18 protein-coding genes are annotated in these 21557 nt (G+C 68.5%); 10 read left to right on the plus strand and 8 right to left on the minus strand.

The genetic code is table 11. From position 1 onward, the window contains the following. Window positions 1-177 precede the first annotated feature (177 nt). From ABD369_RS21760 to ABD369_RS21770, 3 genes are read left to right on the plus strand one after another with little or no spacing between them, the layout of a single operon-like run. Complete coding sequence (locus ABD369_RS21760) at window positions 178-1776, plus strand: NAD(P)-dependent oxidoreductase (protein ID WP_344638160.1); 1599 nt, start codon at window positions 178-180, stop codon at window positions 1774-1776. Beyond that, entirely contained in the window at window positions 1773-2387 is a 615-nt protein-coding gene (locus ABD369_RS21765; protein WP_344638161.1) for a hypothetical protein, read from the plus strand. Before ABD369_RS21760 ends, ABD369_RS21765 begins: the two co-directional genes overlap by 4 nt. Continuing rightward, window positions 2356-3294, plus strand: coding sequence for a DUF3500 domain-containing protein (locus ABD369_RS21770; RefSeq protein ID WP_344638162.1), 939 nt, complete (start codon window positions 2356-2358; stop codon window positions 3292-3294). Before ABD369_RS21765 ends, ABD369_RS21770 begins: the two co-directional genes overlap by 32 nt. Before the next feature lie 78 nt (window positions 3295-3372). On the opposite strand, the gene ABD369_RS21775 is transcribed toward ABD369_RS21770, so the two are convergent. From ABD369_RS21775 to nrdR, 3 genes are all read right to left on the minus strand, one after another. Continuing rightward, window positions 3373-4200 carry an SDR family oxidoreductase gene (locus tag ABD369_RS21775; protein ID WP_344638270.1) on the minus strand — a complete coding sequence of 276 codons (828 nt, stop codon included), beginning with the start codon at window positions 4198-4200 and terminating at the stop codon, window positions 3373-3375. Between the two features lie 133 nt (window positions 4201-4333). Then, window positions 4334-7135 (minus strand): vitamin B12-dependent ribonucleotide reductase, encoded by a 2802-nt coding sequence (locus ABD369_RS21780; protein ID WP_344638163.1) that lies wholly within the window; start codon window positions 7133-7135, stop codon window positions 4334-4336. Next, a complete protein-coding gene (gene nrdR, locus ABD369_RS21785; protein ID WP_344638164.1) occupies window positions 7132-7605 on the minus strand; it encodes a transcriptional regulator NrdR in 474 nt (157 codons plus the stop codon). The genes ABD369_RS21780 and nrdR overlap by 4 nt, the downstream gene beginning before the upstream one ends. A 761-nt stretch (window positions 7606-8366) precedes the next feature. Here nrdR and ABD369_RS21790 point away from each other — a divergent pair. Further along, window positions 8367-10532, plus strand: coding sequence for a B12-binding domain-containing radical SAM protein (locus ABD369_RS21790; RefSeq protein ID WP_344638165.1), 2166 nt, complete (start codon window positions 8367-8369; stop codon window positions 10530-10532). Window positions 10533-10576: 44 nt separating this feature from the next. Here the strand turns inward: ABD369_RS21790 and ABD369_RS21795 are convergent, their stop codons facing one another. Then, window positions 10577-11191: a hypothetical protein gene (locus ABD369_RS21795; RefSeq protein WP_344638166.1), complete on the minus strand. Its 615-nt coding sequence runs from the start codon at window positions 11189-11191 to the stop codon at window positions 10577-10579. 125 nt (window positions 11192-11316) lie between these two features. Between ABD369_RS21795 and ABD369_RS21800 the strand changes: the two genes are divergently transcribed. Continuing rightward, window positions 11317-12357: an aldo/keto reductase gene (locus ABD369_RS21800; RefSeq protein ID WP_344638167.1), complete on the plus strand. Its 1041-nt coding sequence runs from the start codon at window positions 11317-11319 to the stop codon at window positions 12355-12357. Further along, on the plus strand, window positions 12354-13172 hold the full coding sequence (locus tag ABD369_RS21805; RefSeq protein WP_344638168.1) for an endonuclease/exonuclease/phosphatase family protein: 819 nt from the start codon (window positions 12354-12356) through the stop codon (window positions 13170-13172). Before ABD369_RS21800 ends, ABD369_RS21805 begins: the two co-directional genes overlap by 4 nt. A 154-nt stretch (window positions 13173-13326) precedes the next feature. Here the strand turns inward: ABD369_RS21805 and ABD369_RS21810 are convergent, their stop codons facing one another. From ABD369_RS21810 to ABD369_RS21825, 4 genes are all read right to left on the minus strand, one after another. Continuing rightward, complete coding sequence (locus ABD369_RS21810) at window positions 13327-13809, minus strand: SAM-dependent methyltransferase (protein WP_344638169.1); 483 nt, start codon at window positions 13807-13809, stop codon at window positions 13327-13329. Window positions 13810-13838: 29 nt separating this feature from the next. Then, on the minus strand, window positions 13839-15185 hold the full coding sequence (locus ABD369_RS21815) for an NsdA family TPR-like regulatory protein (RefSeq protein ID WP_344638271.1): 1347 nt from the start codon (window positions 15183-15185) through the stop codon (window positions 13839-13841). A 368-nt stretch (window positions 15186-15553) separates the two neighbouring features. Further along, entirely contained in the window at window positions 15554-16453 is a 900-nt protein-coding gene (locus ABD369_RS21820; RefSeq protein ID WP_344638170.1) for a phosphotransferase family protein, read from the minus strand. Between the two features lie 33 nt (window positions 16454-16486). Continuing rightward, window positions 16487-17851 (minus strand): NsdA family TPR-like regulatory protein, encoded by a 1365-nt coding sequence (locus ABD369_RS21825; RefSeq protein WP_344638171.1) that lies wholly within the window; start codon window positions 17849-17851, stop codon window positions 16487-16489. Between the two features lie 282 nt (window positions 17852-18133). Between ABD369_RS21825 and ABD369_RS21830 the strand changes: the two genes are divergently transcribed. The 4 genes from ABD369_RS21830 (at window position 18134) to ABD369_RS21845 (ending at window position 21522) form a co-directional block, all read left to right on the plus strand. After that, a complete protein-coding gene (locus ABD369_RS21830) occupies window positions 18134-18739 on the plus strand; it encodes an ATP-binding protein (protein ID WP_344638172.1) in 606 nt (201 codons plus the stop codon). A 26-nt stretch (window positions 18740-18765) separates the two neighbouring features. Next, on the plus strand, window positions 18766-19275 hold the full coding sequence (locus ABD369_RS21835) for a hypothetical protein (RefSeq protein ID WP_344638173.1): 510 nt from the start codon (window positions 18766-18768) through the stop codon (window positions 19273-19275). 148 nt (window positions 19276-19423) lie between these two features. Next, on the plus strand, window positions 19424-19897 hold the full coding sequence (locus ABD369_RS21840) for a hypothetical protein (RefSeq protein ID WP_344638174.1): 474 nt from the start codon (window positions 19424-19426) through the stop codon (window positions 19895-19897). Window positions 19898-20001: 104 nt separating this feature from the next. Then, window positions 20002-21522, plus strand: a complete 1521-nt coding sequence (locus tag ABD369_RS21845; protein WP_344638175.1) for a hypothetical protein — start codon at window positions 20002-20004, stop codon at window positions 21520-21522. Window positions 21523-21557 lie beyond the last annotated feature (35 nt).

Raw genomic sequence — 21557 nt, forward strand, 5'->3', positions numbered from 1 at the left:
CGTGCAGATACAGGGCTTGCGTGGCCCCCTTGTGGGGGCCGCAGACAGGATTGGCACCCTGCCTGGCACCTCGACGCGGGCGGTACGCCGAGAGTGAGATGACCGTACCGGAGATCCGCGGCGCTCGTATGCCGAAGGGTCAACTCCCATGATTCACAAGCCTTCCGGAGGTTCCCTGTGACGACCGTCATCGCAAACCGGCAGACCAGCAGGCTCACCCACCAGGTCAACTTCCGCGCCACCCCCCAGGAAGCAGCCGACGCCCTCAAGCACTACACCCACCGGTTCATCACCCTCGGGCTCACCTGCTCCAGCAACACAACCGACCACACCGAGGGTGTCTTCACCTCGCAGACCCGCATCACGCTGACCGGCGACCAGCAGCTCACCGCGAACCTGACCATCTGCCAGCCGGCCCGCGCGTTCTCCGCGGACGTCGACACCTACACCGCCACCGCCGTCATCTCCTCCGAGCGCTGCAACCAGGAACTCATCGACAACCTGTACAGCGAGCTCGACCACCTGCCGTACACCGGCACCGAACTCGCCCATCTGCGCCGCCAGTTCCCGCTCTGCCAGCAATTCGCCGCGAGCATGAACCCCGCCACCATGGCGAACGTCGCCTTCTACATGTCGATCCACCACATGGGCGACTTCGTGGCCATGATGGACGCCATGATCGCAATGGGTGCCAACCCGGCTCACATCACGATCATGGACAAGGGCTACCCCTACACCAACCGGGAGCGCGTCGACGGCTGGTTGCGCCACACCCTGGGCATCCAGGTCGACTACTACAAGGACCGCGCTGCATCCATCCGGGGCCACGTCGAGCGCGCCAAGAAGTCCGGCCTGAAGACGCTGATCATGGACGACGGCGGCTACACCTGGCCCGTGGTCGCCGAGCACCTCCCCCACGAGATGGACCACTTCATCGGCATCGTCGAGCAGACCATGTCGGGGATCTGGAAGCTGGAGGGCCAGCCGCTGCCCCTGCCGGTGTTCTCGGTCGCCGAGTCCGACCTGAAGGCGACCGTGGAACCCTACGGCGTGGCCGCGGCCGCGGTGCGCGCCCTGCACGACCGGATCCCCCACGAGAAGCTGGAAGGTCGCCCCGTTCTCGTTCTCGGCTACGGCCGCATCGGCCGACAGGTCGCGCTGATCCTGCGCGACATGCGGATGCGCGTGGCCGTCTACGACCCCAACACCGTGGCCCTCGTCTCCGCCCACGAGGAGGGCTTCGAGACCAGCCGCGACCTCAACGCGCTCATCGAGCGGCACCAACCGCTGCTGGTGTGCGGCAACGCCGGTCGCGGCAGCCTCGGCCGGGACAACCTGAAGGCGTTCAAGAACGACGCCTACCTCGTCTCCGGCACATCGCGCACCTACGAGTTCGACCTCGATGCCTTCGCCCAGGCAGCCGAGGAGGTGGTCGACCACGGCATCCTCGGCCACACCTACAAGCTGGCCGGCGGCGTCGAACTGTGCGTGGTCGGCCACGGTATGCCGCTGAACTTCTACCACGCCGAGTCACTGCCGAACCGGTACATCGACATGATCATCGCCGCGCTGCTCCAGGGCGGGACCACGCTCCTCAGCCCCGACAGCGGAGGCTTCCAGCCGGGTCACAACCTCGAGTTGACCAACGCGATCCTGGCCAGCTCGTCCGTCCTGGACACCTACCTGGACACCTACGCCGATCCGTCCGCCCCGCGCGACCTGCTCCTGCCCGCCGGCCGCCCGTACACCGGCATCCCGTGGACCTTCGACCAGTGACCGAGCGAGTCTTCGACGTCGACGGCGGCCAGGGTGAGGCGCGCACCGGCGTGCGCACCCTGGCCGCCACCGGCGCGAGCTTCTTCCGTTGCCTCCCCGTCTCCGAGCTGCCCGCGTACGCCCTCGCGCAAGCCGCCATGCCCGCGACTGCAGCGGTGACGCTCCACCACAGCACGCCGGCAGCCCCGGCAGGTCTGGATGTGCAGTTCGCTCTCCACCTTGCCGAGCACCGCCGCACCCGACTGGGACTACCCGCGGCGGTGGCAGCCGTCTCGACAACCCGCCCCGAGACGGGCACCTGCACCGACGTCCTCCGCATCCCTCACCTGACCTTGACCCGGGTTCGCGGTGAGACCACGGACACCGTCGTATGGGAGGTCATGGAGCAGCGGGTGGCCGCCGACTGGCTCGGTGGCCAGCCCCTTCCCGATCAGCAGTTCTTCGAGGACCACCTCCACGGCCTGCTCGCGCTTCGACGAGCCCACCGGGAAGGCCGCCTGGCCGAAAGCCGACTCGACCGGGCGCTGCGGGGCAGCTACCTGTCCATCCGCGCCGCATACCTCAACGAGGAGCTGGTCCGTGACCACATCACCGCGCTCACAACGATCTGAACGCCCGCAGGACACCATGGCTGAAGCAGCTGCCGGTCTGCTCGCGGGCCTGCGAGAGAAAGATCGGGTCACAGCGCGCATACCGTTCGACAACACCGAGCTGCGCCATCGCTTCAGCTACCTGCCCCGCCTCCACTCCGGGCTGAGCCTGTCCGGCATGCCGCAGATCAACCGCAAGGCAGTCATGAGGCTGCTCGCAACGGCCCTGAGCCCGATCGGCTATTCCAAGGCCGTTGCCGTGATGGGCCTGGAGGAGCTGCTCGACCGCCAGGAGGACTGGCGCAAGCGCCGGCACGTCCTCGACTACTGGGTGGCGGTGTTCGGCGAACCGGGCGCGGCGCCGTGGGGCTGGCGATTCGAGGGCCACCATCTTTCCGTCACGATGACGATCACCGATCAAGGAATCGCGACCACGCCGCTGTTCCTTGGCGCCCATCCGGCCCGTGTCGAAGGGCCCACCGGGCCCGTCCTGGCCCCGCTCGGCGATGAGGACGAACTCGGCCTGGCCCTCCTGGCCGCTTTACCTCCGGATCTCGTCGACAAGGCGCGGGTGAGTGTGCAGGCACCAGCGGACATCCACTCCGGGGCGAGCCCGCACTTCACTGAGACAATCAAGCCGCAGGGACTGGCCGCCGAGGAGATGCCGGGTGAGGCGCGCATCCTCCTCGGCCGCCTCGTGGACTGCTACGACAGCGTCCTCAACCCTGACGTGCTGGCCGCGCAGCCAGAGCGGCAGACCGGCACCTCAGGCCTGCACTTCGCGTGGGAAGGCCCCGTTGACGGCTCCGGCCCGCGCTACTACCGGGTGCAGGGCAGAAGGTTGTTGATCGAGTACTCGCTGACTACCGGGCTGGCCGGCCACGTGCACAGCGTCCGCCGGGTGCCCGGCCTCGACTTCGGCGCGTAGCCCGCGGTCCCGTCTCCTCGAGGTCTACGCAGTCTCGTCGAGGCTTGAGCGTGGGCGCGCGTCGCATCGACGAGGAGCTCAGGCCCCCATGGCGAGGAACTGACGGGCGCCGCGCAACCCGGTGCGGATCCTGTCTTGAGTGGCACGGCAGTCGAGGCGAACGTCGAGCGCCCCGGGAAGCGCGCTGTCGGCCCGCAGTCCCGCGGGGAGCCGGGAGGCGTCGAGCCCGTCACGCCGGGCGATGAGGACGCCGAGTTCGTGACGGCTCACAGCATCGGCTCCTGCCAGGTGGTGGACGCCGGGCACGTCGCAGGCCGCGAGTTCCAGAAGGGCGGCGGCCACGTCGGCGACGTGCACCGGGCAGCGGATGTCGTCGGTGAACAGGACACCGTTGCGAGTACCGGCCGCGAGATCGTGCACCGCGCGCTCGTGCTCCGACCGCCGGTCACCGATGATCAGCGAGGTGCGGGCGACGACGGCATCCGGGTTGACGAGGCGGACACCGGTTTCCGCTGCCGCCTTCGCCGCGCCATAAGGGGTGAGAGGGTCAGGGAGACAGGATTCGTCGTAGTGGACGCGGGCGCCGGAGAACACCGCGTCACTGGATACATGGACCAGGCGGCTGCCGTACGTTGCCGCAGCCATCGCCAGGCGGACAGGGCCCTCGGCCGTGACCGCCCAATCGGATCCACCGCTCGTTGCGTTGACGATCACGCGCGGTTCCACCTCGGCCATGACTGCTTCGAGGCGGTCGGAGTCCCGCAGGTCCAGGGCGTGCCACGAGACCTCCGAAGTGCTGCCGGGCCTGGTCGCGAAGGTCGCAGCCACTGCTTGACCCGCGGCTGCCGCCTGACGGACCAACTCAGTACCCAGGAACCCGCTGCCGCCGATGATCAGGACTGTCATGACGCGACACAGTAAAGGAGGCGCTACCCAAACCCTGGTGAGACTGCTCAAACGCCACTGAGACGGGTCACCCGCTGGGGGTGGGACAGCACGTGCCGCCCCGCCCCCAGCGATTCGAACAGGATAGTGAAAACTAGCTGCATCCGCTGGTAGACCCGCACCCTTCGCATACGTAGCAGCTGCCGGCGCGGCGCATCTTCGTGCCGCACGAGAGGCAGAGCGGGGCGTCGGTCGCCACGCCGAGTTTCAACTCCAGAAGCTCCGCGGCGCTCCTCGCCGTTCGGGGCTCGGAAGCGGTCGGGACCGCGGGCTGGTTGACCGGCGCGGACTGCGCCAGACCCTCGACGTCGACCTCCTCCTCGTCGACCAGTTCATACGAACCGGTCTCGAGCTGGCGTGTCCGCTCCTCAACGGTGTAGATGCCGAGCGCGGAGCGGGTCTCGAAGGGCAGGAAGTCCAGTGCCAGGCGACGGAAGATGTAGTCGACGATCGACTGCGCCATCCGCACGTCCGGGTCGTCCGTCAGACCGGCCGGCTCGAAGCGCATGTTGGTGAACTTCGAGACGTAGGTCTCCAGCGGCACGCCGTACTGCAGGCCGACCGAGACGGCGATGGAGAAGGCGTCCATCATGCCCGCCAGGGTCGAACCCTGCTTGGACATCTTCAGGAAGACCTCGCCCAGACCATCGTCCGGGTAGGAGCTGGCGGTCATGTACCCCTTCGCGCCGCCGACCCTGAACGAGGTGGAGATTCCTGGCCGGCTCCGGGGCAGGCGCCGGCGCAACGCTGCCGGCGCAGCGGCCGGAGCAGCACCACCGGTGGTGGCGGACGTGGCGCTCTTGGCGGACAGCGGCTGGCCGACCTTGCAGTTGTCGCGGTACACCGCGACGCACTTCAGGCCGAGCTTCCAGCTCTCCAGGAGCAGGTTCTCGATGTCCTCGACCGTGGCCGACTCGGGCAGGTTGCACGTCTTGGAGATGGCCCCGGACAGGAACGGCTGGACGGCGGCCATCATGCGCACGTGACCCATGGGGTCGATCGCCCGCTCGCCGTTCGCGCAGTCGAACACCGGGTAGTGCGCGGGGTCCATACCCGGGGCGCCGACGACATGTCCGTGCTCTGTGATGTGGGCGACGATCGCCTCCCGGCCAGCCTTGCTGTAGCCGAGCGCGGCCAGCGCGCGCTCTACCGTGCCGTTGACCATCGTCATCGAGGCGCCGCCGACGAGCTTCTTGAACTTCACCAGGGAGAAGTCGGGTTCCACCCCGGTGGTGTCGACGCCCATCGTCAGGCCGCTGGTGCCCGTCGGGGCGAGCAGCGATGCCTGGGCGTTGCGCACGCCGTGCTTCTTGGCGAGCTTGCGGGCGTCCGTCCATGCCTGGCCGGCGGCGGCCCACACGTCGCCGTAGGTGTCGCTGGTGGCCCGGTCGTTGGCGGCCTGGTGGAGTTCCAGGACCTGTTGGTGGGCCTTGGCGTTGGGGGCGTAGCCGTCGTACGGGCCGACCTGAGCGGCGATCTCGGCCGATCGCCGGTAGGAGGTGCCGGTCATCAGCGAGGTGACCGCCCCGGCGAGGGAGCGGCCGCCGTCGGAGTCGTAGGGCAGGCCGGCTGCCATGAGCATCGCGCCCAGATTGGCGTATCCGATGCCGAGCTGCCGGTACGCCCGGGAGACCTTGGTGATCTTCTGGGTCGGGAAGTCCGCGAAGCAGATGGAGATGTCCATCGCGGTGATGACCAGCTCGACAACCTTGGCGAACAGGCCGCGGTCGAAGCTGCGGTCCTCGCGCAGAAAGCGCAGCAGGTTGAGCGAGGCCAGGTTGCAGGAGGAGTTGTCGAGGTGGACGTACTCGCTGCACGGGTTGGAGGCGTTGATCCGTCCGGACTCGGGGCAGGTGTGCCAGCGGTTGATCGTGTCGTCGAACTGGACGCCCGGGTCGGCGCACGCCCAGGCCGCCTCGGCGATGGACCGGAACAGGCCCTTGGCGTCGACCTCCTTGACGACCTCGCCGGTCAGGCGGGCGGTGAGCGGGAACCGCCCGCCGCTCTCCACGGCGCGCATGAAGGTGTCCGACAGGCGCACGGAGTTGTTGGCGTTCTGGAACTGCACTGAGGCAATGTCGGCGCCGTCCAGGTCCATGTCGAAGCCAGCGTCCCGCAGAACGCGGATCTTCTCCTCCTCGCGGACCTTGGTCTGAATGAACTCCTCCACGTCGGGGTGGTCGACGTCGAGCAGCACCATCTTGGCCGCCCGGCGGGTCGCGCCGCCGGACTTGATGGTGCCGGCCGACGCGTCCGCGCCGCGCATGAAGGAGACCGGCCCGGAAGCGGTGCCGCCGGAGGACAACAGCTCGCCGGAGGAACGCAGCCGGGACAGGTTCACCCCGGCCCCGGAGCCGCCCTTGAAGATCAGGCCCTCCTCCTTGTACCAGTCGAGGATCGAGTCGACGGAGTCGTCGACGGCCAGGATGAAGCAGGCAGAGACCTGCTGGGGGGACTTCGTCCCGACGTTGAACCACACCGGCGAGTTGAAGGTGAAGTACTGGTGGAGGATCGCGTGGGTCATCTCCTGCGCGAAGATCTCCGCGTCATCGGCGGTGGCGAAGTACCCGTTGTCCTCGCCGGCCTTGCGGTAGACCGACACGACCCGGTCGATGATCTGACGAAGGCTCCACTCCCGATGCTCCGTGCCGAGCGCACCGCGGAACCACTTCGAGGTCACGATGTCGACTGCCGTGTCGGTCCAGAAGTCCGGGAACTCGACGTCCTCCTGGCGGAAGTTCTCGGAGCCGTCGCGCCAGTTGGTCAGCACCACGGTCCGGCGGGTCCAGGTGACCTGGTCATAGGGGTGCTCGCCGACCTTGGTGAAGATCCGTTCGATCGTCAAGCCTTGGCTCGGGCGCTTGGTACGCGGGGCGGCCTGGGTCGAAGTCGTCATGACGTCACTCCAATTCGGTCGGCGGGCGGGACGAGGTCGAAGGTGTCCAGCTCGCGCCGGAAGTCCTCGACGTTCTGGAAGGCCTTGTAGACGGACGCGAAACGCAGGTATGCGACGGCGTCCAGCTGACGCAGGTGGGGTAGTACGGCCAAGCCGATCATGTCGGAGGCGATCTCGGTCTGCCCGGCGGCACGGAAGTGCTCCTCCACGGCGTGGCCGATCTTGGCGAGGTCGTCGCCAGCGACTGGGCGCCCCTGGCATGCCTTGCGCGCGCCGGAGATCACCTTCTCGCGATCGAACACCTCGGTCACACCGCAACGCTTCACCACGAGCAGGACCGAGCTCTCGACCGTACTGAACCGGTGGCCGCAGCGGTTGCACTGCCGGCGCCGCCGGATCGCTCTGCCGTCGTCGGTAGAGCGCGTGTCGATAACGCGGGAGTCAGGATGCTGGCACAGGTGGCAGTGCATGACGAATCCACCCTCAAGGCTAAGTGAAACACATCATCTAGTAGCTGAGTTGGCCTTTTGGACTAGATGTTGTGACGCTACTCGCTGCTCGTGATCAACAGCAAACTCCGTCAGTACCGGCGTGGCGCACCCAGTTGGCCGCGGGCTGGCGCGCGGACGAGCCGCAAAGAGCTGGCCTGACTGGCATTCAGATTTGCCAATCCGTGTCGCGCCGCGACCCCGGCCGAACTGCTGAACCACTCGAACGGAAGGCCTCGCTGGGCGGCCACTGAAATCGAACACGATGGGCTGGATGGCCCCGCTCGGCCCTGTGCGGACCGCTCATTCCACGGTGGCACCGCATCGACCGTCGCCGCACCCGGGAACACCGTCGTTTCGCCGTCGTTCGCTGCCTGGGACGCCTTGCACCACCCCCTGCGGGGGTCAGGAAAACGGTGGATAGCAACTGGTTAGTCCGATATCGTCCGACCCCGCGAACAACGCTCGAACGACGGTCATTTGGGATAGCGACGACGCCCGGACCACGGCAGGGTGAACCCGTCATCGCCCCGACGGTGCTGCCGCCGGCTGCTCAAGAACCCTGGCGGCATGGCCAGTTGATCCAACCAAGGCCATCACTACGCCACGAGTGCCTCTGGCGCTTTCGAGCTGGCCGGATCGCGGTCGAGCTCTGCCGCGTCCAGACCACAACTGCTCAAGGACCGGACAAGGCGGCGATGACAGGTCGCACCAACGTCGACCGGCCATCCTGGGAGGAAGCCATGACCACAGCCGTGCCCCTGTCCGCAGCGGCTCACCGGCTGCGCGACGTACTCGACGTGATCCAACCGGGAACTCCTGAGCACCTGATCGCCGAGTTGGACGGACTTCTGATTGACCCGAACGCGCTGCGGGCCACGCTTGGGCGCCACCTCGGCGAGTCTGCCCACCGAGTCCGGGTGTCGGGGACCCTGGACCGACGGCTCGTCTGCATCGAGCGCCCGGACGGCCGCTGGATCGTCGCAGACCTTGCCGGCCAAGCCCACACGAGCAGGAGCTGGCCGGCCTGGGCCACCGGGCACATCGAGCTCGAGACACCGAACTCCTGGCTCTCGAACGCTCTCATCGACGAGTCAGCGGCCCACCGGCTGTCCAAGCCCGACGTCCTGCTGGCCGCGCTCTACCACCCGGAGAACTTCCCCCTGCCGCGGTTCCCCCTCGGCATCAGCGACGTTGCCCGGGCAGCTCGCTCGACCCTCACCGGCACCGTCCGGCTCGCTGACATGCAGCTGGGCACCAGCATCCACGAACTCGTCAAGACCATTGCTGACCAGACTCCGGACATCCTCGGCATTAGCGCCACCTTCGGGCAGCACGACCTGCTCACCACGTTGTTGGACGCCGCCTTCAGCCTCGCCGAGCCGCCCCTGATCGTGGTCGGAGGGAGCCTGGTCGCCCGCAACGAGCGCATGCTGCTCGACCGCTACCCGGACCTGCTGGTGGCCCGTGGTGCGGGAGAACCGACCATCCGCGACGTCCTCGCGTACTGGCACGGCGAGATCAGCCGGGAGGAGGTGCAGGGGATCGGCTACACCGGCGCTGCCCGCGGCGAGGGAACCTTCCAGATCACCCGGCAGCGCACCACGGCCCGCCCCCGCGCCAGTGAGCAGCCCGCGGGCGACCTCTTCCCCGAACTCGACCTTCTGCCAGCCACGTTGGCGGCGAAGGGCGTCGGGCAGTGCGAGTGCTCCCGCGGCTGCACGAACTACTGCTCCTTCTGCCCGCGCGGCCACAAGGGCGCCTGGTTCGGCGGCGACCCCGGAGCTTTCCCGTGGTTCCTGGCAGAGGTCCGACGCGTCTACGACCGGTACCCGCACGTGCCGAAGGTGCTCTACGCCGTCGACGAGGAGTTCGTGGGCCACGAGGACGGAGCCGTTGACCGCACCCTGGCCATGGCCCGTACCCTGCACGGTGCCGGATTCCAGTGGGAGACCAGCTGCCGCGTCGACCAGGTCGTCCGGCTCGACCGGGACGACGCATGGCACTTGGAGCGGGCGGCCATGTGGCGCGAACTCCAGGACGAGGGACTGCGCCGCTGCCTGTTCGGCATCGAGTCCGGCGTCGACTCGATCCTCGAGCGGTTCAACAAGGAGACCACCAGCGACCAGAACGCCCGCGCGATCCGGACCCTCTCGACCCTCGGCGTGCCCACCAGGTACACCTACATCACCTTCGACCAGCTGATGACGCTGGAGGAGCTGAAGGCCACCTACGCCTTCCAGGGCAGGACCGACCTGCTGCTCAAGCCCCTTCCCCATCTGACGCCGCAGGAGATCGTCCTCGGGGTCCAGGACCCCGCCTTCATCGCGGAGCACTCCACCGGCCGCCCGTTCCACACCGCCGTCTCCTACATGCTGGTCAGCATGGAGTGCCTGACCGGTGCGGCGTACACACGCCAGGCCACGGCCGCCGGCCTCACGGGCGACGAGCTACCGCAGATGGGCCGGGTCGAGGCGCGCTTCCAGGACTGGCGCATCGGCCAGGCCAGCCACTGGGCGCAGCTGTGGGTGGACCGGCACTTCGCGCTCGACTACACGCTCAAGTCCCTGGAGAAGATCCTCGCCGGTGAGACGAGGAAGGCAGTTCGGGCGGCCCGCGTGGTGCTCAAGGACGCCGCCTACACCGTCTTCGGTCACCTGATCGAGGCGATCGATGCGGTTCCGCTCGGCACAGCCGAGTCGCTGGGCGCGGAGGGCATGGACCGGCACCTGCGCCGCACCCTGGAAGGCGACCTTGGGGAACTTGCCGACCGGCTGGCTGGCACCGTCCGCCAGGTCTCCCGCGTGCTGCCCCGCGACCTCGCCGTGCTGCTGGAGCACGAGCACACGCGGTGGGTGGCGAACTCGGACTGGCGCCTGATAAATGCCGCGGAGTCGTGCGGCACCTGATCGTGGTGGGCCGCCCCGGGCGGGGGCGGCCCACCACCGACCTGTCAGGACGCTGCCTTCTCGGGGATCGGCACCCAGTTGAACTCAGGGCAGAACCGGGCGTAGACGACGAGCTTCCACGCTGCGTAGTCCTCCAGTCGGCCGGCCTCGCGAAGGCGGTGCTTGATCCACAGGTGGCAGATCCGCTCCTCCTCGCTCATGCCTTCGGCGATCTGGTCGAGCATCCGGCAGGCGACTGTGAAGTCCTGCTCGGTGAGCGCGCTTAGATCGACCTCGATGCCGTCCAGCTCGAAGGAGAAGACGAGGCGGGTCGTGCTGAACGAGGTCCGCCGCTCGCCCAGGAAGGCGGCCTTGCCGTCGAGCGCGGCCATCAGCTGCTCGCGATCCTCGACCGGGAAGCCGATACCCAGGTCGAGGTCGGAGCTCTCAAGGTTGAGCCGTGTGCCGAGCGAGCCGACGTCCCGCGGCTCGCGGCCGGTCCACGTCCCGATGACGCTGGCCGCCTTGGCTCGGGCGGCGAGCAGCCGGGCATCGTGCTCGCGCATGGATGCGTAGAAGGCGGAGGCCCTGGCGAACTCGTCGTCGCTGAAGTCGGAACGCTCGGCCCAGCCCTTGGCGATGACGGCCTCGATGTCGAGGCCTGTGGGGTGTGTATGCACGAACGCCACCATAGTGAGCTTCATGGCGTTCCGTGGTGCTTTGCATGGACTTCTACCCTTGAGGAGACGAGCAGATGACAACAACCGAACTCCGGACTCTGGCACGCGGGTTGACCGTGAACCCGGTGGGTGTAGGCTGTTGGGCGATCGGCGGGCCGGACACGAACCTCGGCCTGCCGATGGGGTGGTCCACCGCGGACGACAGCGAGTCGCTGCGCGGTCTGGAGCGCGCCCTGGCCCTCGGCGCGACGCTGTTCGACACGGCCGACGTCTACGGCCACGGCCGGTCCGAGCGGCTGATCGGTCGTGCGATCCGAGCGGTTCCCCGCGACCAGGTCGTGCTGTCCAGCAAGGTCGGCTACCTCACCGAGGGCGCGGAGCATCCCTACGAGCCCGCGCACATGCGCCGCCGACTCGAGAGCACGCTCGCCAACCTGGGCGTCGACCACGTGGACATCTACTTCTTCCACAACAACAGCTTCGGCGACGACGACCGGTGGCTCGACGGGGCGATCGAGCAGATGCGCGCCTTTCAGCGAGAAGGCCTGGTACGTGCCGTCGGTATGCGCGGCCCGCACCGGTTCGTCCTCGACCGCCTCACCGTGCCCAAGGAGCAGCGAGAAGACAAGCAGGCCCGCTTCCTGGACCTGTTCCAGCGGATCCGTCCGGACTACATCGCCACCCGGTACAACGCGCTCACCCCCACGCCGCCCGCCGGCACTGAGAGCGTGTTCGACTTCGCAGAACGCCACGGCGCCTCGGTACTGATCAACAAGCCGCTCGCTCAAGGCCTGCTGGTCGGCAAGTACACCCCGTCGGCGCCACCCAGCTTCGGGTCGGGCGACCACCGACTGCGAAAGGCCTGGTTCGCGTCGGCGGCGATCCGCGTGATCGACGAGGGACTCCGGCCCCTGCGCGAACGTTTCGGTGCCTCCACCGGGGACCTGGCGCGTGTTGCCCTCCGCTTCTGCCTCCAGCGTGCCAGCAACGCTGCGGTCCTGGTCGGTTTCACGACCGAGGCCCAAGCCGAGCAGAATTACCAGTCGCTCGGCGAGCCGCTGTCGGACGACGACATCACCTTCGTACGCCAGGTGACAGGCGGTGTGCAGAAGCAGCTGGACTCTCTGGGCGAGGTGTTCCTCGATGAACTGGAGGCTCCCCGGTGACCCAGCAGTTGCTCTTCCCTGCCGAACAGGCCGCGGAGCCGTCGACGACCGAACTGCGCGTCCTCACACTGAATGTGCAGCACGCTTCACCCGCCCGCTCCCGGCGCCAGGCGGCCTGGCTCGCTGAGCAGGCCCATGCCGATGTCGTCGTGCTGACCGAGGTCGGAGCCGGCCCGGGCGGTGACGCGCTGGAGGAGGAACTGCGGAACATGGGGTACCGGTCGATGGTGGCCCCTTCGTCGAATGGCGACTACCGCACGGTGCTGGCGGCCCGTGCCGAGGGCATGACGGCTGCGCCGGCACCCGTGGAAGTACTCCCACACCGCTTCCCCCTCGCCCATCTGGCCGTGAGCGGGCAGCAGGTGGCGGTGGCCGGCCTTTACGTCCCGTCACGAGGCCCGAAGGAACGCCGGAACGAGGACAAGCGGAAGTTCCAGGCCGCCGTTGCATCCGCTCTGCCGGGCCTGCTCACACAACCCGATCGACTGCTGGTGGTGCTGGGCGACCTCAACGTCGTCGAGCCCGGCCACCAGCCGCACCACCCCGTGTTCGGCCCGTGGGAGTACGACTTCTACCGGGCCTTTGCCGAAGCCGGACTGACCGACGCCTACCGCACGGCCAACCCCGACGCAGTGGAGCACAGCTGGTACGGCCGCGGCGGCAACGGCTACCGCTTCGACCACGCCTTCACGAAGACAAACACCGAGCGGATCACGGCGTGCGCCTACCTCCATGAGACCCGGGCCAACGGGCTGAGCGATCACAGCGCGCTGGTCCTGCGGATCACCATCCCCGCGACAGAGCCAAGCCAGTGAACTCAGTGGGGAGTCAGCCGCTGCATGCTCCCCCTGCGGCATAGGGCTACGCCCGGGTGACAGCCGCCAGGAGCCCTGGCGGCACCCACCCTGCCCGCGACTGCAGGGCGCGGTAGGCCGACATGTCGCTGGGGCGCTTCGTCTCCGGCGTCGGTTACCGGGAGGGGTTCCAGTACTCCTGGAGCATCTCCCGGGGCCAAGCGGGTTCGTGGACCGCGCCGCGGGGCCCGAACTCCAAAAAGTACGGTGCGATGTCGATGACCGGGGTGCCGTTGACGGCATCGAGGTCCTCGATATGGATGTCTCGCCCTTCGACCTTGATCAGGCGGGGGTGAGAGATTCCGATCTGCGCCGGCCGCCGGTGGTTGCGGTGGACGAACGTTCCGGTTGGTGACCAGGCCGGGTTGTTGCGGGGGCTTCGCGCGCCCAGGTGGACGTCCGCGGGGCTGGCGAGGTGGAAATGGAAGACCACTTCGAGATGAGAGAAATCCTCGAGGCCTTCGAGCGTGTCAAGCGGCATCTCCGGCACGAGCCGAATGATCGACTGCACTCCGCCCCAGTAGTCGTCGCTGACCTCGCTTCGCGGGCTGACGACGTGGGCGATCACGGGGAGAGCGATTGTCTGCTGCGGACTCATGTCCTTTTCCTACTTCGGGGCTCAGGGGCTCAGACACTCTGAGCGAGGTATGTGGCGGCTCGACTGTCTACCTCGTGCACAGCTCTGATGCCGCGCGGGCGGTACGGAGAGAGTGCCTCACGCATCTGACGGGCGGTCTGCGCCGTTCGGCCGGAACGGACTCCGTCCATCAGATCCAGGGCGCGAGTCCAGGAGTCGCAGGCCTGCTCGATGCTGCCTTGCTGTGCCTGGATCGCCCCCTGGTAGCCGAGAGTCACGGCGTGGGTGCGCGGGAAGGCGGTCTGCCGTGTACGGACGCTGCGCCGGAATTGGCGAAGGGCGCCCTCTAGATCGCCGAGGTCGCGCAGGGTGCAGGCGGTCTCGTGCGCGAGGCTTGCCTCCCCGAAGAACCAGACCCGGCGCGGTTCGGTGTCACGTGCGTCGGCGCTGGCCAGGTCGTCCTCGGCCTGGTTCAAGGCCCGGGCTGCGCCCTTGGGGTCTCCTGTAGTAGCCAGGGTTCGGGCGTGGACGACCCCTAGGAGAGCCTGCTCTCGGCGGCAGGCCTCGCGGTAGCGTGCGCCCTCCACCGAGGCGGCGGCGATCCGAGACGCCGCACGGTGATGGCCGAGGTCATTGGCTTGATGCGCCATGGCCCGTAGCACGTGGCCGGACAGCGGATGGTTCTCGGCCTCCGTTGCCAGCTTCACCGCGTGGGCGAAATACCGCTGGGCTAAGCCGTGCTCAGCTGCGTCGAAGGCCATCCATCCGGCCAGGTATGCGAGCTCGCCTGCGGCAGAGAACGTCTGGCGGCGGAGTTCGTCGGTGACAAAGGAGCCGTGCAGGAGCGGCTCGACTTCGGTGACGAGGTACTGCACGACTGCGGACCTTCCGTGCCCTCCGCCGCGGCGCTGGTCCATCGCCGAGAAGAGCGCGCTCATGTCGCGTACCGCCTCAAGATCTCCCGCACCCACGCGCCGCGTGTGCGGAGACACAGGCGTAGGTCGCGCCCCGCGGGGCCTCGAGAGGCTGGCAGGCGAGGCAAGGGCGCCCGCTTGAAAGGCCAGAACGCTGAGGGCGCGGCGTCGATCTATGCTCAAGTCGGCTCTCCCGAGATCGGCAAGCGCGATTAGCGTATCGGCATCCCAGACATTCCCTGCGTCGTCGACTCCCTTCGTGCCGAACCCCAGCTGGCTCACTGGCACCGGGCGGCCAAGCCTGCGGCTGAAGGCCTGGGCGAGGAACACCGGCGTGCGGGGGTCCTCAGGGATCGCGCCTTCGACCCAGGCTTGGATGTGCGACCGGCCGATCAGAGCCAGCTCTGTGGCTCCGTTCTCTGCGGCCACGCGGGCGAACGCGGTGGCCGCCTTGGCCCGAGACCAGCCGGCCTCGGACAGCATGGCGTCCAACCGGTCGTTCCGCCTGCGAGCCGTCGGCATGGCGTCTCCTTGCCCCGAATGATCTTTGTTCACTTTGTGCAAGCCGAGGGCGTTGACAGCATGCCTCGGCGCCCGTTCAGGCAGTTTGCTCAATGTAGTGACTGCAGAAGCGCTCTGAGTATCCGTCGGCAGCTCTTCACCAGATTGCACCTGCGGAAGCAACGCGTCAGCGCATGGGACTCGTTCTACCCGACCAGGTGAAGAGCTGGCTGCGCGGCACGAATCGCGACGAGCGCGCGAACCGTTCTACGAGGCGAGGGAGGAAAGCGGTGGAAGCACGGGGCCTGGCCGGAGGTCCGGCGGCGCACCGGCGGCCCGCCGCCCGCGGGCTACAGGATGTTCCACGCCAGCGTGGAATCCGCCTGCCGCAGTCCGTCGATTCGGTTCCGGACCTCAGCCAGCGCGGCGGAGTGCGGCGGCGCTTTCTTGGCGTTCGTCGTGATCATGCGCAGCTCCCGCAGCGCGGACAATGTCCGGTAGCCCTCCCAGGCAGTCACGTCGAACCCGTAGGCGGTAGCGAAGGCCTTGTAGTGGTCCTGGCCGTAGCCGAAGCGGCGGCAGTGGATCTCCATGGTCACCAGGTCCCACTCAGGTTGTCCCAGCGAGGCGGTGTCCCAGTCGCACAGGACCGCCCGGCCCTCGAAGTGGAGGGCGTTGCGGTGCTGTGGGTCGCCCTGGATGACGCCGGGCCGCAGTTCGTATCGCACCGACGCGAGATCCCGCTCCAGGCCGTCCACCAGGGTGGAGAGGAACGTGTGCTCGTCATCCGGCAGGACGGCAATCGCGGCCAGGGAGCGCCGGATGGCGCCGACGGTGTCGACGGCGGGAAGCCTGACTGGTGGCTCAGGCAGCGCGTGGAGGCGGCGCAGCGGATCGGCGAGCAGTTCTGCTGCAACCGGGTGCTGCGACTGTGTGAGGTAGGTCCAGAAGGTGACCGGGTGCCCGTCGGGATCCAGCGGCTGGCGGACCGGGTGCAGGGGGGCGGTCGGGAAGTCCATGCTCTGCAGCCACTCGACAAGGCGCACGGTGCGCTGGACGTCGGCGAGTCGGGTTCCGCGGCGCGCGATCTTCACTACGACGGGCGCGGTGGCGAGCCGGACGACGGCGTTGGTGTGGCCGCGCAGGAGGATGGCGCCCGTGGGGTCCTCGCCGACTGCTTCGCAGGCGCGACGGAGGATCTCGGTCAGTTCGAGCGCGGCGAAGCCGCCGGCCGGAGTGGTGGTGGTCATGGTGGCCAGGCTGGTGGAGAGAGCCCGGGGTTGTCACATCGTGCCGGGCGGCAGGGCCAGGATCTCGCCGAGCTGCCGGGCGGGTCGGGCCGTGCGCTGAGAGACGGGCAGTATCGCGAGGACGTCACCGGCACGGGCGCCCAGGATCTTCGTCCGGTGGGCCGCCGGGACCCGGAGGTAAGCATCCACGGCCAGGTCGCAGGCCTCGCTGAGGCTCCGCTCGTGGGCCAGGCACATGGCTGCTTCCAAGCGCAGCAGGGCCGGGTCGATGCCGCTCTGGTCGGGGTACAGGCCCAGGGCCTCCTGCTGGACGCGGCGCGCCATCGTGGTCATGCCGAGGTAGGTGTAGGTGCCGCTGAAGTAGAGCAGCAGCCTGCGCCGTGGGAAGGCCCAGGCGTCCTCCACAGCTGCGCCGTGCTGGCACCGGTCGAAGACGTCCTGGGCATGCCGGATCGCGGTCAGGGCGCCTTCGTGGTCCCGCTGCCGGGCGAGAGCGCGTGCCTCGGCGGCTGCGGCGAAGGCGGCCGTTTCCGTGGGCCGGCGGCTGCTCAGATAGCGAGCTTCGCGCGCGAGCCGGGAGGCGAGGTCCAGCGGGCCGTAGTAGTAGGGCAGCATGGCGGCCTGAGCGCGGACGCGGGCGCGCAGTTCGGCGTTGCCGCTGTCGTCCGCCGCTGCCCGGGCTGTTCCGTACCAGCGCTGGGACTGCTGGATCCTGCCGAGCTTCATGAGTGCGTCCGCGATCAGCGTCGAGAGGACCGCGGTCATCTCGGACAGCCGTACCTGGGTCGCGGCCGGTTGGCGGGAAGCCGCGAGCATGCGGACCTCGCCGAGGTCGGAGAGCAGAAGGACGAGCATGTCGGTCGGTGGCGTGACCATGTAGCTCACGCGCAAGGCGGCCAGCCGCTCCTCGAGCTGGTCGAGTTGGGTGGTGCTGACGGTCGTGTCGGCCAGGGTCCGGTCGACGGCGATCCGCATCGACTCGGCAAGTTCGTCGAGCGACTCCTCGCTGCGAGTGCCGCGCCGACCTGGGGCGGGCTCGCCGGGGCGCGCTGCGACAGCTACCGAAGTGGATCGGGCAAGACCAAGGCCCGGCCGGTCGGTCTCATAGAGCTGGCACAGGATGGTGATCACGCGGTCCCGTGGGCGGCGTCCGGTCTCCCACGCCCGCAGTTGCTCGTCGGTCACGCCACCGGGATCCAGGTTCTGCGACCGGCACATCCCCTTGAGCTCGGTGAGGGCCTGAGCGAGGGTCCAGCCGCGGGCCAAGCGGTGCGCGCGCAGACGGCTCACACGGCAGCACGCTTCGAGCGCGTCCACGATTCTGGCCAGATCCCACTGCGCGGAGGCGGCCTCCGCGCGGAACCTGGTCGCGCACTGGCGCTCATGACTGAACGTCACAGCGGTCACCCCCAACGTCACAGTGACAGCCATCTTAGTGATGGGGCTCACAGTTGGATGCCGAACGGTCAGTCAGATTGGGGAATCAGCGGCCCGAAGTTGGGGATTCCCCAACTTCTCCCGCTTTCCTCAACTTCGGCGAGTTGTCCGATGTCCGCTCGTTCGGGAGCCTTGCGGGTCTCGGCGCTGGCGGCCGGAGCTCGGAAGCGCCGTCTCAGGAACGTCATCACGTCCGGCCTCGGCCTCGCGCCAGGTGCCGAACCAGTCGGAAGGAGCGCTGACATGGGCACGGATCTCCCCAAGATGCCGCCAGATCGGCCGATCGCGGTTCCCGCCCGCGTCTGCACCGCCGACATCGACGGACGGGTCGCACGCTGGCTCGCCACCCTCCCCTGGGACCAGGACCAGGCCGCCACGCCGGACTTCGCCTGTGCGGTGTACGCGGCAGAGCCACTCGCGGCCCGAGCAGCTCGGAACTTCGTGAAGGGCGTCCTCACGGGCTGGGGCCTGCTCGACCGCCTGGACGAAGCTCTCCTGGTGGTGAGCGAACTCGTCACGAATGCCGTCACACACGGCACCGTCACGAAGAGCGGGACGGTCAAGGTCGCGTTGGCCCGCGCCAAGGACTTCCTTGCCATCGTCGTCGAGGACGAGTGCCCGGCGCTCCCCCTTCAACGGGCCGCATCCGCCTCGGCTCTGAACGGCCGCGGGCTGGCACTTGTCGACAACGTCTCGGCCTATTGGACCGTGCTCCGCCGCTCCGGGCGGTTGGGGAAGTGGACGTGTGCCTTCCTGCCGCCGTCGACCGCTGGTGCGGTCGGGACGGTCCGGCCCCGAGATCCGGTGGCCGCGGGCCGGCCCGTGGTCGACCTCCTCGCCGCCGTCTGACGCGACCGATCTGCCCTGGGGGGACAGTGATCATCATGATGGAGAACGGGCCGGCACCGGGGGGTGCTCTGGGCCCCGCTCTCGGCAGGCTGCTCGGCGGAGTCGTGCTGGATATCGAGTACGTTCGCTCCCACGCCTTCCCCGAGCGCTACATCGACCCGTCGCCGGAACAGCGGGGGCTGTGCCAGGACTTCCTCCTCCAGGCCATGGTGTGGCTGCTCGACCGCGATCCGTCCTTGGCCGTCGTCATCGACGGGCTACCCGAAGGCGACCGCCACCATGAACCGATGCGTCGGCTCGCCGACCACTTGGGCCAGCAACTGTGGATCGTCACCATCGCCCAGTATGCCTGGAGCCCCGACGCGGCCAGCCGCCCGGCTGCCTGGCACGACCGGCTCCCGCGACCCGGTGGGACTGCTCCAAGGAACGGGAGCGGGTCGTGCCTGCGGATCACGGTAGAGCCGGGGCTCCCGGTAGAAGTATGCGCAGCGCTGATCCTTGAACGACTCGCCTCGACGCCGCCCGCTCGCGTATGAGGCGGCGACCAACCACTCCCGTAGGCTTCCGGACGAAAGCATGGACGATGCCATTGCCCGCGCCGAGCTCCCGCACCTCGCTGGACACCGTCGCGCACGTCGCACCACGCGTAGGTGACCGCTCCGTACCCGGGCGGGGCGCCGCATGATGCTGACGGTCGAGTCTGTCCTGGCCGGTCAGTTACTCCGGCACGCGAACGAGGTCCGGAGGCTGGCACTCGCCGCCACCCAGGGGCGCTACAGCTGGCTGGAGCAGTACCTGCGGGGGCGCACCGAGGCGACAGGCCTTCTGCGGGAGGTCGTCACCAACCACGGCTGGCCCACCTACTGGCTGGTCGGCGCGACGGCCAGCGACGCCGCCCTGTACCTCCTGCTCGAAGCCACCGCCCTGCACTTCCAGCGGCAATGCCGCGAGCTGATCGCCGCTGCGGTCGCCGGTGGCCTCACCCCGCCCGGCCACCTGACCTGCATCGACCACGTCATCTCTGTGGCAAGTGGCGAGCCGCCTCGCTACGCGGGCCATCCTCGGAGCTTCAGGTCGCCGGCACCGGTGAGCCCCAGCAGCGCCGGGGGCCGTCAGGCGCCGCCCAAGACAACGCGGATGGAGGGGGTTGCATCGTGAGCTTCACGGATTCTCTGGCCGAGGCCGACACCGACGCTGGACGCCGAAAAGCACCGCTGGCGGATGCGCGTGCTGAACGAACCACTGATCGGAGGTCACCGGGGATGACCACACCCCCACCGCCCACGCTGCTGCGAGTTCTGCTGGAGCGCCAGGGCTGTGCCACGTGGCCCTCCTTCCAGATCCACTTCCCGCAGGCCGCGAAGCGGGCCGCCACAGAACTCGGCAACACCCGGCTGGCGACGGTCCGCCCCACCGACAACACCTTCCGCCGGTGGCTGACCGGCGAGCAGGAGCCCCGCGGTGACGGACGGATCGTCTTGGAGCACTGGCTCGGCTTCAGCGTCGAGACACTCCTGCAGCCTGCCCCCTTACGACAGGTGATCCCGGCCCGCCAGCCGAACCCGCGCTCCGTCGCCGCCGCGCACTCGGCCACGTCAGGCTGGATGACCTCCAGCCTGACGCCGACCGAACTCACCCCTGGCACCGGAGGGCATTGGCGGCTCGCCGGCAACCGGGTCTTCGACGGCACGGCCGTCGCCACCCAGCTCTACGACGCGACCGCGAACGGCGACGTCCTGGTCCTCGACCAGGACGACCATCCCCACCTGAGGCAACTCGCCACCTCCTCGAGCCGATCGCTGCTGCTGACGTCCGCCGTCTCCGGCAACGATCCGGGCCTGTTCGTCCTGGACACCGCGCTCACGCGCTCCTACTTGGCTGGAAACCGCCCGGGACAACGCCTGTCAGTACCGACGGCACACCGTCTCGACGACCTGACTTACGGCCTGCTGTGGGCGTTGCTGAACACGGACGACAGCCTGCTGGCCGATGATCACGTCCTGGAGGAGGAGAGCGAATCCGTCAAGCAGTACTTGGCGATGACGCGCTCGGCCCCCTCGCGGGCCTCGATGCCGGACCTGTCCGCAGTCGGAGCGGCCTGGCTCGGCTCCAGCTTCTGCGCCCAGCACATCGTCCGGGGGCTGGAAAGCGCCACTGAGGTGCCTGTGTTCTGGACACGCGAGCAGTACGGGGAGGAAGGGTGTGCCTGGCTGCTCTTCCGCCACAAGCATGACTACCTGAGGACCATCAGCAGCCGGTTCGGCGGATCTGGGCAGACCCTCGGACGGGCGTTCTGCGTACCGGAGAAGGCCGTGCGCGACAGTGAGCGCTACGAGCGAATCCTGTTTTTCCTGTCCGTGGCGCTGATGGAGATGTACGGGCTCAAGGTCTGGTTGTGCACCGAGCCCGACTACGCGGAGGTCGACGGATTCGTCCTCGTCCCCGGCGAGCGGGCCATCCTCGCGAACTGGCTACGTGGGGATGCGATGTGGCACGTCGACACCATCGACAGGCGGGCCGACGTCCTCGGATACGGCCACGTCGTCGCTCACGCCCGCAGCCACTCCATCATGACCGGGGACACGCCCCAGCGACGCCTTCACGCCCTGGCCGACTACCTCCAGCTGGACTGGTCCTGGCTGACCAGCCGCTGCCGCGAGCTCGGGGACGGTGGCGCTGCGAGCATGCTCCGCCCCCGAAGCCGCCTGCTCACCCTCACGGAGGTCGACCGGACGCTGCGCTATGTCGGTGACCTGGCACCAGAGGTGACGAAGCGCCAGTAAGCTCCACCCGACCGAGCCCCCAAACGGAGGAAGCG

It is taken from the genome of Kitasatospora cystarginea, from assembly GCF_039533515.1.
Taxonomy (GTDB): domain Bacteria; phylum Actinomycetota; class Actinomycetes; order Streptomycetales; family Streptomycetaceae; genus Kitasatospora; species Kitasatospora cystarginea.

What these genes read in the sequence shown, in the direction of transcription:
- ABD369_RS21775 (WP_344638270.1), bottom strand. Translation starts at nt 4,200, where the DNA reads ATGACAGTCCTGATCATCGGCGGCAGCGGGTTCCTGGGTACTGAGTTG.
- ABD369_RS21780 (WP_344638163.1), bottom strand. Translation starts at nt 7,135, where the DNA reads ATGACGACTTCGACCCAGGCCGCCCCGCGTACCAAGCGCCCGAGCCAA.
- nrdR (WP_344638164.1), bottom strand. Translation starts at nt 7,605, where the DNA reads ATGCACTGCCACCTGTGCCAGCATCCTGACTCCCGCGTTATCGACACG.
- ABD369_RS21790 (WP_344638165.1), top strand. Translation starts at nt 8,367, where the DNA reads ATGACCACAGCCGTGCCCCTGTCCGCAGCGGCTCACCGGCTGCGCGAC.
- ABD369_RS21810 (WP_344638169.1), bottom strand. Translation starts at nt 13,809, where the DNA reads ATGAGTCCGCAGCAGACAATCGCTCTCCCCGTGATCGCCCACGTCGTC.
- ABD369_RS21815 (WP_344638271.1), bottom strand. Translation starts at nt 15,185, where the DNA reads ATGCTGTCCGAGGCCGGCTGGTCTCGGGCCAAGGCGGCCACCGCGTTC.
- ABD369_RS21820 (WP_344638170.1), bottom strand. Translation starts at nt 16,453, where the DNA reads ATGACCACCACCACTCCGGCCGGCGGCTTCGCCGCGCTCGAACTGACC.
- ABD369_RS21830 (WP_344638172.1), top strand. Translation starts at nt 18,134, where the DNA reads ATGGGCACGGATCTCCCCAAGATGCCGCCAGATCGGCCGATCGCGGTT.
- ABD369_RS21840 (WP_344638174.1), top strand. Translation starts at nt 19,424, where the DNA reads ATGCTGACGGTCGAGTCTGTCCTGGCCGGTCAGTTACTCCGGCACGCG.
- ABD369_RS21845 (WP_344638175.1), top strand. Translation starts at nt 20,002, where the DNA reads ATGACCACACCCCCACCGCCCACGCTGCTGCGAGTTCTGCTGGAGCGC.